Source organism: Bacteroides sp. NSJ-39 (assembly GCF_014287315.1).
GTDB classification, from domain to species: domain Bacteria; phylum Bacteroidota; class Bacteroidia; order Bacteroidales; family Bacteroidaceae; genus Bacteroides; species Bacteroides finegoldii.
In genome coordinates this window covers 1-10,025 of the sequence record NZ_JACOOB010000032.1, presented here as the reverse complement: position 1 = coordinate 10,025, position 10,025 = coordinate 1, and the positions used below count along the sequence as shown (strand labels likewise).

At 37.1% G+C, this 10,025-nt stretch carries 11 protein-coding genes; 8 read left to right on the top strand and 3 right to left on the bottom strand.

What is annotated here, in order from left to right; translation table 11 throughout:
* A partial coding sequence (locus H8S63_RS19185; RefSeq protein WP_186927668.1) for a transposase occupies positions 1-275 on the top strand: 275 nt, incomplete at its 5' end.
* A gap of 531 nt (positions 276-806) precedes the next feature.
* Positions 807-1,418 (top strand): HU family DNA-binding protein, encoded by a 612-nt coding sequence (locus H8S63_RS19180; RefSeq protein WP_186927667.1) that lies wholly within the window; start codon positions 807-809, stop codon positions 1,416-1,418.
* 189 nt (positions 1,419-1,607) lie between these two features.
* Here H8S63_RS19180 and H8S63_RS19175 read toward each other — a convergent pair whose 3' ends face one another.
* Entirely contained in the window at positions 1,608-2,108 is a 501-nt protein-coding gene (locus H8S63_RS19175; protein WP_255467688.1) for a hypothetical protein, read from the bottom strand.
* A 48-nt stretch (positions 2,109-2,156) separates the two neighbouring features.
* Positions 2,157-2,372: a hypothetical protein gene (locus H8S63_RS20240; protein WP_255467687.1), complete on the bottom strand. Its 216-nt coding sequence runs from the start codon at positions 2,370-2,372 to the stop codon at positions 2,157-2,159.
* 39 nt (positions 2,373-2,411) lie between these two features.
* Here H8S63_RS20240 and H8S63_RS19170 point away from each other — a divergent pair, with 39 nt between their 5' ends.
* The gene (locus H8S63_RS19170) at positions 2,412-3,302 is read left to right on the top strand and encodes a PD-(D/E)XK nuclease family transposase (protein WP_186927666.1); all 891 of its coding nucleotides are present in this window, start codon (positions 2,412-2,414) and stop codon (positions 3,300-3,302) included.
* A 272-nt stretch (positions 3,303-3,574) separates the two neighbouring features.
* On the opposite strand, the gene H8S63_RS19165 is transcribed toward H8S63_RS19170, so the two are convergent.
* A complete protein-coding gene (locus tag H8S63_RS19165; RefSeq protein WP_229102237.1) occupies positions 3,575-4,003 on the bottom strand; it encodes a hypothetical protein in 429 nt (142 codons plus the stop codon).
* 313 nt (positions 4,004-4,316) lie between these two features.
* On the opposite strand from H8S63_RS19165, the gene H8S63_RS19160 reads away from it, so the two are divergent.
* The 5 genes from H8S63_RS19160 (at position 4,317) to H8S63_RS19140 (ending at position 9,909) form a co-directional block, all read left to right on the top strand.
* The gene (locus tag H8S63_RS19160; protein ID WP_186927665.1) at positions 4,317-5,432 is read left to right on the top strand and encodes a DegT/DnrJ/EryC1/StrS aminotransferase family protein; all 1,116 of its coding nucleotides are present in this window, start codon (positions 4,317-4,319) and stop codon (positions 5,430-5,432) included.
* Positions 5,425-6,636 (top strand): acetyl-CoA carboxylase biotin carboxylase subunit family protein, encoded by a 1,212-nt coding sequence (locus tag H8S63_RS19155; RefSeq protein WP_186927664.1) that lies wholly within the window; start codon positions 5,425-5,427, stop codon positions 6,634-6,636. The genes H8S63_RS19160 and H8S63_RS19155 overlap by 8 nt, the downstream gene beginning before the upstream one ends.
* Position 6,637: 1 nt before the next feature.
* Positions 6,638-7,747, top strand: a complete 1,110-nt coding sequence (locus H8S63_RS19150) for an acetyl-CoA carboxylase biotin carboxylase subunit family protein (protein ID WP_186927663.1) — start codon at positions 6,638-6,640, stop codon at positions 7,745-7,747.
* A 20-nt stretch (positions 7,748-7,767) separates the two neighbouring features.
* On the top strand, positions 7,768-8,775 hold the full coding sequence (locus H8S63_RS19145) for an NAD(P)-dependent oxidoreductase (protein ID WP_186927662.1): 1,008 nt from the start codon (positions 7,768-7,770) through the stop codon (positions 8,773-8,775).
* Positions 8,776-8,940: 165 nt separating this feature from the next.
* Complete coding sequence (locus tag H8S63_RS19140; protein ID WP_186927661.1) at positions 8,941-9,909, top strand: glycosyltransferase; 969 nt, start codon at positions 8,941-8,943, stop codon at positions 9,907-9,909.
* Positions 9,910-10,025: the final 116 nt, after the last annotated feature.

Below are 10,025 nucleotides of genomic sequence, written 5' to 3'. Positions count from 1 at the left end.
ACTACTTGGACAATAATTTGGTCGAGCGGTACAACCGATATATATCACTGTCCAGAAGAAATTCCCTTTTCTTTGGAAGCCATAAGGGGGCGGAAAGAGGTGCCTTATTTTATTCGCTGGCCTGTTCATGCAGAATGCAGGGAATAAATACCTTCGAATATATCACGGAGGTAATCAATAAAGCGGCAAAGCTACCACCAAATACGGACATAAAGGTATATAGAAATTTATTGCCGGACAAATGGAAAGAAAATAGAAGTAGGATCGAAACATAAAGAGGAGATGCTACTTCTATTTTTTGAGGGGGGGGGACGGCATCGCCGAGACGCTTACCCAGCATACTAACAAGAAATCTCGTACCTCATCTCTCATATCTCTCATAAATTAACATAATCCTCTAATTTACAACAAACTATATTATGAGAGATGTTTCCAAGACTAGCATCTCTCATATTTTTCTTCACCATCTCTCATGTTTTCCATCCGTATCTCTCATACTTCCTCCCCCCTCCTTCTCCCAACAAGCTGTATTCCACAAAACAACTTACAGTATTTTATATGAAAACAACTGACTAATCTCTTGTTTTCCAGCTCCAAATGTCGTATCTTTGATGAAGCATTGCAACCGTTCCACTCCAGTGATCAGATCCGTCTACTCTAGTGAACAGTACCGTTCACAATAGTGCACAGAACCATTCACTAGAGTGGAACGATTATAATGCCGTAGAATTATCCGAAAACAAAGGCAAGATATGCCAACAACATAAGTAGCCTGACATATAAATCACCATTAAATCAAAACAGAAATGGCAATACAATTCGAGTTTTACAAGAATCCCCAACCGGAAAAAGAAGGGGAAGAACCAAGTTACCACCCAAGAGTGGTTAATTTTCAGCATGTCACTTCTCAAAGGTTGGCAATGGAAATTCATCAGGCAACTACTTTCGGAAAATCAGAAGTAGAAGCTATGTTAATGGAATTGAGCAGATGCATGGGAAATCATCTCCGCGAAGGAGAAAGAGTACATTTAGACGGAATCGGTTATTTTCAAATCACTTTGCAAACAACCGAACCGGTACATTCGCTCGGCACACGTGCTGATAAAGTGAAATTTAAGTCCATTCGCTTCCAAGCCGATAGAGATCTAAGAAATTCATGTATAGCTACTCATGTGCGACGCTCAAAATACAAACCACACTCCGCTTCCCTTTCCCAAGAAGAAATAGATAATAAATTGACGGAATATTTTGTAACCAATGTCGCCTTGACACGCTCCAGAATGCAATCGCTTTGTGAATTCACCCAAAGCATGGCGGCACGGCAACTCCGTCGGTTGAAAGCGGAAGGCAAGTTGAAAAATATCGGAAAACCGACACAGCCCATCTACGTTCCGGCTACAGGATATTATGAGAGATAAATCGGAAATCTATGAGAGATGCAGGAGAAAAGTATGAGAGATACTTTAGATTTCTGCATCTCTCATAATATAGTTTGTTGTAAATTAAAGGATTATGTTAATTTATGAGAGATATGAGAGATGAAGAATCAAAATGCATCTAGTATGAATCAGCCTTCAAAGAGTTCCCGCTTTCCTTGAAAGTAGGTTTCAAGCGTAGAAATAAGCAAATGCCCAGAGAGGAACCACATTACGCATTCCGTACTCAATATCGTCTTTCACAACATACGCATTCTCCACATCATGCACCTGCTTCTGCGATTTATTCTTTCCACCTACTTCAAAGGTATAACCACCTATCGTAAAATCAGAAACATTCGATGTAGTTACCGGACAAACAACTCGCAAAGCAGAAAAGAAAAACGTTTCGCGCACATTACCAATATCCGGTGTATTGTCAGAAAGCGCATAAGCCAAATTCGTATTATTCAGATACACCTTGTCCACTTTGCCTAAAAGTCTGACAGCTTCCGCCTCTGCCCGAAGCTGATTAATTATCCCAGCCTTTTCCAGATAACACATCAAATCGGAAACCGTATTTCTATTCATATCAAGCAAAGTCGCCAACTTGGTAAAATTTGATTTAAACGGAACACTTTTCGCTATGATATATAACAGTCTTTTCAACTTTAATGCTGTCGCTATATTCATATTCGCAAAAATCGGTATATCATTTTCCAAAGTCTGCTTAATGCTACTTTACAAACGGAGCAAATATCCCTTTTCTTGAAAGAAAGGGTAATAACCATGCTGTAAATACTCCTTAAACAGCAAAATAGGACGCACCTCGGCATAAGGAAAATCCACTTTATGTTTCAGTATATCTTCCAAAGAATAAACTGGTAAATGATAACCATACGAAATGGCAAGGTATTCGCGGAAAGACAATCCTGACCTATAAAGCGTATCCATCATTTCTTGTTTTGGGGTTATACAGACAAAGGAGACGAAGCCATGCCAAACAATTATATACATTTTGACTGGGCCATGAAACGTCTGTTACGGGATAAGGCCAATTATGTCGTACTTGAAGGCTTTCTCAGCACATTGCTCAAGGAAGATATTCGTATCAACAAGTTCCTTGAAAGCGAAGGTAACCAGAATGATTCCGTAGACAAGTTCAATCGTGTAGATATGCTTGCAGAAGACACGAATGGAGAACTACTAATTATAGAGATACAGAATAATCGTGAATTAGATTATTTTCACCGAATGCTTTACGGGGTATCCAAAGCCATTACAGACTATATCGGATTAGGAGATGCCTACAGTAATGTACGCAAAGTTTATTCCATCAACATCGTATATTTTGACTTAGGTCAGGGTAAAGATTATGTATATTATGGAAAAACATTCTTCCGTGGTCTACAAGTTCCAGAGGATGTTTTACAGTTATCCGTCCGTCAAAAAGAGTTATTTGTCGGAAAAGAAGCCGGTGATATATTTCCAGAATACTACGTCCTGAAAGTCAACGAATTTGATCAGATAGCCCGTACTCCACTCGACGAGTGGGTACGATTCCTTAAAACCGGAGAAATAAAAAATACCGACACAGCGAAAGGACTGCCGGAAGCCAGAGAACGTCTAAGGATCGATCGCCTGAATGAGAAAGAGAAGCAGAGCTATTACAGAGATATGGAGGCTATACGATATCAAAAAAGCGTAATCACCACGGGATGGATTGAAGGTAAAGCGGAAGGAAGAGCAGAAGGTAGGGAGGAAGGCAAAATAGAAGGTGCCAAAATGAAGCAATTCGAGATTGCCCGCAAACTAAAGTCCGCAGGAGTACCGATTAATACGATCATTCAAACAACAGGATTGTCTGAAGAAGAAATTGAAGACTGAACTATCTTTCAATATTTATGTCTAATATCCTGACAATAAAATATTGTCAGGATATTATAAACAAGCCACTCATTCTCTATGTATGTTTACCTCCATCCCATCGTATCCCGTATTCCTTTGCATACCTCTTGAAAACGGTCAACTTGTTGTATCCATATAGGAACATCTTTGTTTATCCACCCCATTACGGTGAGCATTTCTTGATGTATTTCCTCTACCCGCTGTAAGTTCCAGCAAATTGATTCATTATGAAATACTCGGTTGCGAAAAGTTCAAAAGGTGTTCAGTAGTGCAGATACATTCTTACGCTGCCTCTGCTTTTTGAGCATAAACGGAAAAGCTCTTCGCAAGTCTTTCCACAATATTCTTTCATACTCACTATTCAGAAGCGACACCCAAAATCCTAAGGTCAATTCCGCTATTATTTTTGAAGGTGTAGCACTTTCGTGTCGACCCGCAATCTGTTTATTGGCTTGGGTAATATATCTGTTCAAGTTGGTCAATCCGGGTGTATTCGGGAATACAGCATACCAATCCTGCCGCCCTGTCATCATTTCGAGTTCACGGCTCAAAGCATTGCGTAAAGTTACCTCAAACACAGATAAGCTAACATAAAAGGACTCAGCCAAACATAAATTACATTGGTAGTGCAATATGGCTCTAGCTTCATCTTGTGGATAAAGCTTGAAATATCGTTCCATCCTTTTGTTAGAAAAAACTTTTTTCAAAGAATATTTTGTTGTATCCCATAATTATAGTACTTTTGTACTGCAGTCTCGGACGTTCCTCTCCCAGTTTTTAGATACTGGTGATGAATCCGTTTTTTATATTCTTTTGCAAAGTCAGCCAACATCCAATGTACGCCTAATTTTTCAAAAATTATTTATTCAACTTATATATGTCTTATTTCAAAAAAGGAAATAGATATATTAATTAAAAAATACATTTTGATAAATACAATAATCTGACTATATTTGCGAAAATATAATATCCAATATTAAATACTATAACACAATGACAGAGCCCCCTATATATGTAACTTCTCCCTTGTTACCTTCTTTAGATGATTTTTCATCCTCTTTAAAAGAAATCTGGGAAAGTGCAATTTTGACAAACAACGGCTCTTTCCACAAAAAATTAGAAAAAGAGCTTGCTACTTATTTAAAGGTACCCTATCTGTCTTTATTTACCAATGGCACATTACCTTTAATTACCGCTCTACAAGCAATGCGTATAACAGGCGAAGTCATTACAACCCCTTTCAGTTTTGTTGCCACCACACATGCTCTTTGGTGGAATGGAATCAAACCTGTATTCGTTGATATCGAGCCTACAACCTGCAATCTAGATCCTGATAAAATTGAAGCAGCCATAACTCCCCGGACAACAGCCATCATGCCTGTACATGTATACGGCAAACCATGCAATACAAAAAGAATTCAAGAAATAGCCGACAAGTATGGGCTTAAAGTCATTTATGATGCAGCGCACGCTTTTGGAGTAGAAGTTAATGGAGAAAGTATTCTGAAAGCAGGTAACATGTCAACACTAAGTTTCCACGCCACTAAAGTATTTAACACCTTGGAAGGCGGAGCTCTCATTATGCATGATGAACAAACAAAAAAAAGAATTGACTATTTAAAGAATTTTGGATTTGCCAATGAGACAGAAGTAGTAGCTCCCGGTATCAACAGCAAAATGGATGAAGTACGCGCTGCTTTCGGACTACTAAATCTTAAAATTGTAGATCAGGCAATTTCTAAACGCCGACAAACTGCCATCCAATATCGTGAGATACTAGCAACTGTTCCGGGAGTGACATTTTTTGAGGATATGCCAGAAGTCCGCCACAACTATTCTTACTTTCCTATTTTTATAAACGAAAATATTTATGGAATGACAAGAGATGAACTCTACATAAAAATGAAGGAACACAACATATGGGGAAGGCGCTATTTTTATCCACTCATCAGTACATTTTCAACATATCGCGGATTAGAATCAGCCAAACCTGAAAATTTACCTATTGCAACAGAAATGGCCAATAAAGTTATTTGCCTGCCCATGCACCATGCTTTAAAAGAAAATGATATTGAACGTATATTAAAACTTATAATGAACAATGGCTAACAACCAGAAAAAAATTTTGATGTTAGGTGGACTGAGGTATTTAATTCCTGTTATCCAAGCTGCTCATGAATTAGGATACTATGTAATTACATGCGACTACCTGCCTCATAACGTAGCTCACAAATATGCAGATGAATATCACAATATAAGTATCACAGATAAAAATGCTGTATTGGAATTAGCCAAAGAATTAAAGATTAACGGCATAATGTCTTTTGCAGTAGATCCCGGAGTTTTAACTGCCGCATATGTCTGTGACAAACTAGGGTTGCCCGGTAACCCATATACCTCTGTACAAATCCTACAAAACAAAGCTCTTTTCCGGAGCTTCCTTGAAAAGAACGGATTTAATACTCCGAAATCTCGTGGTTATAATAGTATAGAAGAAGCATTATCCGACATAGAATCATTTCAATGGCCTATTATTGTAAAACCTGTTGATTCTGCCGGTAGTAAAGGAGTCTCCCGAATAGATAAAACCACTGATCTAGAAAAGGCTATAACACATGCTTTGAAAAATTCCTTTTCTCATCGTTTTATTGTTGAAGAATTTATTGAACAACAAGGATATTCGTCGGATTCCGATGCATTCTCGATAAATGGAGAGTTAAAATTCATCTCCTTTTCCGACCAATATTTTGATAATAAAGCTACCAATCCTTATACTCCCTCCGCCTACAGTTGGCCTTCTTCAATGCTTGATAGAAACCGGGAATTTTTATCTTCTGAAGTACAACGATTGCTACAATTGTTACATATGAACACTTCAATATATAATATAGAAACACGAGTTGGAACAGACGGAAAAGCCTATATCATGGAAGTTTCCCCTCGTGGAGGTGGCAATCGCCTATCAGAAATGCTACGTTATGCAACAGAAACCGATCTTATAAAAAATGCCGTACGTGCAGCCGTTGGGGAAATAATCCCCCCTATAGCTCCTTGTGTTTACAACGGTTATTGGTCTGAAATCATTCTGCATGCGGACAAGACAGGAATATTCAAGGATATCCAAATAGAACAGAATATGAAGGAAAACCATATTATCGAAACAGACTTATGGGTTCAGCCTGGCGACCTTATTCATTCATTTAATGGGGCAAATGACGCCATAGGAACATTAGTAGTAAGTTTCAATAACGAACAACAGCAACATAAAATGATGTCGTGTATCAACTCGTGGGTAAAAATCATTACTGAATAAGATGAAAAAAATTGCTATACTTGGAGCAAGTGAGCCTCATCTTCCGTTATTTCTGAAAGCAAAAGAAATGGGGCTTGAAACGTACTGTTTTGCATGGAGCCAAGGAGCCTATTGCAAAAACTATGCAGATCATTATTATGATATATCTATTGTTGATAAAGAACAGATTGCAGCAATTTGTCAAAAAGAAAAAATAAATGGAATTATTTCCAACGCATTAGAGATTGCAGTTCCTACTGCAGCGTATGTAGCAGAACTCCTTGATTTAAACGGAATCCCTTATGAAGTAGCATTAAATGCACGCAATAAGTTTCAGATGCGTGAGAAGGTATCCCATCAAAAAGCTTGCCAACAACCTACTTACACACTTTATCAATCCGGATACCTACCCTCATTTTATCCGGTAATAGTCAAACCTATAGACGGTTCATGCAGTAACGGAGTCACCAAAGTCAATAAAAGAGAAGATCTCACACAAGCACTAAACAGGGCTTCGCAAGCTTCTCTTGCCAATTGTATACTGATTGAAGAATATATAGAAGGCAAAGAGGTCTCTGTCGAATCTATTTCATTCCATAGTAAGCATTACGTTTTAACTATCACGGATAAAGAAACAACCGGGGCCCCCTATTTCGTCGAAACAGCTCACCACCAACCTTCTACTCTTTCTCTCGATATTCAGGAAAAACTTAAATATGCGACTTGCAATATATTAAACGCTATTGGAATTAATAACGGCGCTTCACATACAGAGTTCAAGATAGATCAAAATGGAAATATTTTTTTCATTGAAGTTGGTGCTCGTGGTGGAGGAGATTTTATCTCATATGATTTAGTAAAATTAAGCACAGGATATGATTATGTAAAAGGCATGATAGAAGTCGCACTTGGTGAGTTTAATATCCCCAAGTGGTCTTTTCACAAATGTTCCGGAGTTTATTTTTTGAGTAAAGAAGTATCTTATATAAGAGCATTTATTGAAAACAATAAAAATGCAGAGTGGGCTGTCAAATATCATATTGATAAAGGTCCCTTACAGGAACTTAAAAAGTCGCAAGACCGTTCCGGATATATCATATATCAAGCAGACCAGCGAATCCATGTATCTTAAAAAAATAAAAATCAACATATATGAATAAAAAAGTAATTGTATTTGGCGCAACAGGAACGCTTGGAGCCCACATAACCACTCATTTGCAGCAAAAAGGCTATCAGGTATATGCTGTTGGACATAGAAAATCAGACAATGGCTTTTTCGGAGACTATAATGTCCCATATTACTCGTTGGACATAGAAAATATGGAGCAATTTAGTCGGCTTCCTCAATCAGGTATCAATACAGTATTGCACTTTGCCGGTGCACTTCCCGCCACTATGGAAGGATACACTCCACATAAATATATAGACTCTATTGCCAAAGGAACCCTTAATGTTCTGGAATATACCCGGCAATGTGGTGCGCACAAAATTATATTTCCGCAATCTCTATTTGATATCAGCTATTTATTTGGGAGTAAAATTCCTATATCTCCCGATGCCATACGCAAGGCCCCAATGACAGGTGACCATGCAATATACGTCATAGCTAAAATGGCAGCAGTTGATTTAATCGAGCATTATTATCATATGTATGGAATCAAACGCTTTATTTTACGTCTTCCTCGAATATATATGTTTCACCCTAACCCATATACTTACACAGATGGGGTAAAATGCCTTATTTCAGACCGATATTTGATACAACAAGCAATTAAAGGGGAGCCAATAGAAATGTGGGGAGATCCTGAGCGGTTACTAGAGACTATTTGTATTAAGGATTTCTTACAAATAATAGATAAATGTGTGGAATCCCCTCTTGACGGTGGTATTTACAACGCAGGAAGTGGTGGTTCAACTTTAAAAGAAAGAATTCAAGGAATAGTAGAAGTTTTCTCTCCTAAAGAACATCCATCACCTATTATCCATTGTCCTGAAAAAAGAAGTTCCCAACAATTTGTATTAGATATCAGCAAGACAATAAAACAATTACAATATATTCCCCAATACAGTTGGAAAGACTATCTACTGGATTTTAAAAAGGATATGGAAACCCAGCCATTCAAAAAACTATGGGGAGAAAATAAAGACTACACTATGTAGCTAAAAAATATAACCCGCAGAAATTACCAACTTTTGTATCCACAATAATTTTTCCTTTATTGTTGAAACTAAATATTAACACTTACTAGATTATATTTTTATTTCCACCCTCTTTATGGGAAAATGGGAATGGAAAATTATAATCAATAATTTACTTTAAGAAAAATGAGAAATACGCTTCCACTTGCCAGTATCAGATGTTTGACCTATAATCATGAACAGTACATTCGCCAATGTCTAGATGGATTTGTTATGCAAAAAACAAATTTCCCATTTGAGATAATAATACACGATGATGCCTCTACGGATAAAACGGCAGAGATTATTCGTGAATATGCCGAGAAATATTCTAATATTCATGCTATTTTGGAGACAGAAAATCAATACTCTAAACATGATGGCTCGTTAGCGCGAATTGTAAACCAAGCAATTCGAGGAAAATATGTAGCGTTATGCGAAGGGGATGATTATTGGACAGATCCACTCAAACTGCAGAAACAAGTAGATTTTTTAGAAAAGAATCCCGACTACGGAATGGTCTATACACTTAGCCAAGTATATAACCAAAGTAAGATGAAAATAGAAGAATATCTATTTGGGGAAGAATATAATGAGTATTACGATTTACTTACATATAACCGGATACCAGCACTAACCACTTGCATAAGAACACAAGCCATGATAGAATATATAGATGACATAGAACCGCAAAAAAAGAACTGGCTTATGGGAGACTATCCTATGTGGCTATGGATAAATTACCATTATAAAATAAAATTTATTCCGGAAGTTACTAGTGTATATCGGATACTAGAAGAATCAGCAAGTCATTCCAAAGATATAATCAAAAATGAAAAGTTCATTTTATCAACTATTGACATTACCTCTTTTTATATTAAAAAATTTAAGCTCTCACCTACAGAATCATATTATCATGCTTTAAATAAATATTATCATCAACTGTATAGCGAATATAAACATATAGGAGATTACACCCAAGCAATGCACTATGCCAAGCTTATAAATAATAAATATGCGGCTCCCAAAGTACGGCAAGAAAAGAGGAAGTTTTACCTAAAACACATAAAACTTTGGCTACATAGTTATTGTCATATCAAAAGTACTAGTAATTAGGGATATTCAGTAAATGTTCCTCTTTCTAAAAAATCAAGAGAAAAGCTTTGCTTTACGTGAGCTTTTCTCTTGATTTTTTCGTTCAACTCTCCCAGTCTTCTATCTTTTTTGTAGAA

Coding starts and splice junctions, on each gene's coding strand:
- H8S63_RS19180 (WP_186927667.1), top strand. CDS start 807: ATGGCAATACAATTCGAGTTTTACAAGAATCCCCAACCGGAAAAAGAA.
- H8S63_RS19175 (WP_255467688.1), bottom strand. CDS start 2,108: ATGAATATAGCGACAGCATTAAAGTTGAAAAGACTGTTATATATCATA.
- H8S63_RS20240 (WP_255467687.1), bottom strand. CDS start 2,372: ATGATGGATACGCTTTATAGGTCAGGATTGTCTTTCCGCGAATACCTT.
- H8S63_RS19170 (WP_186927666.1), top strand. CDS start 2,412: ATGCCAAACAATTATATACATTTTGACTGGGCCATGAAACGTCTGTTA.
- H8S63_RS19165 (WP_229102237.1), bottom strand. CDS start 4,003: ATGGAACGATATTTCAAGCTTTATCCACAAGATGAAGCTAGAGCCATA.
- H8S63_RS19160 (WP_186927665.1), top strand. CDS start 4,317: ATGACAGAGCCCCCTATATATGTAACTTCTCCCTTGTTACCTTCTTTA.
- H8S63_RS19155 (WP_186927664.1), top strand. CDS start 5,425: ATGGCTAACAACCAGAAAAAAATTTTGATGTTAGGTGGACTGAGGTAT.
- H8S63_RS19150 (WP_186927663.1), top strand. CDS start 6,638: ATGAAAAAAATTGCTATACTTGGAGCAAGTGAGCCTCATCTTCCGTTA.
- H8S63_RS19145 (WP_186927662.1), top strand. CDS start 7,768: ATGAATAAAAAAGTAATTGTATTTGGCGCAACAGGAACGCTTGGAGCC.
- H8S63_RS19140 (WP_186927661.1), top strand. CDS start 8,941: ATGAGAAATACGCTTCCACTTGCCAGTATCAGATGTTTGACCTATAAT.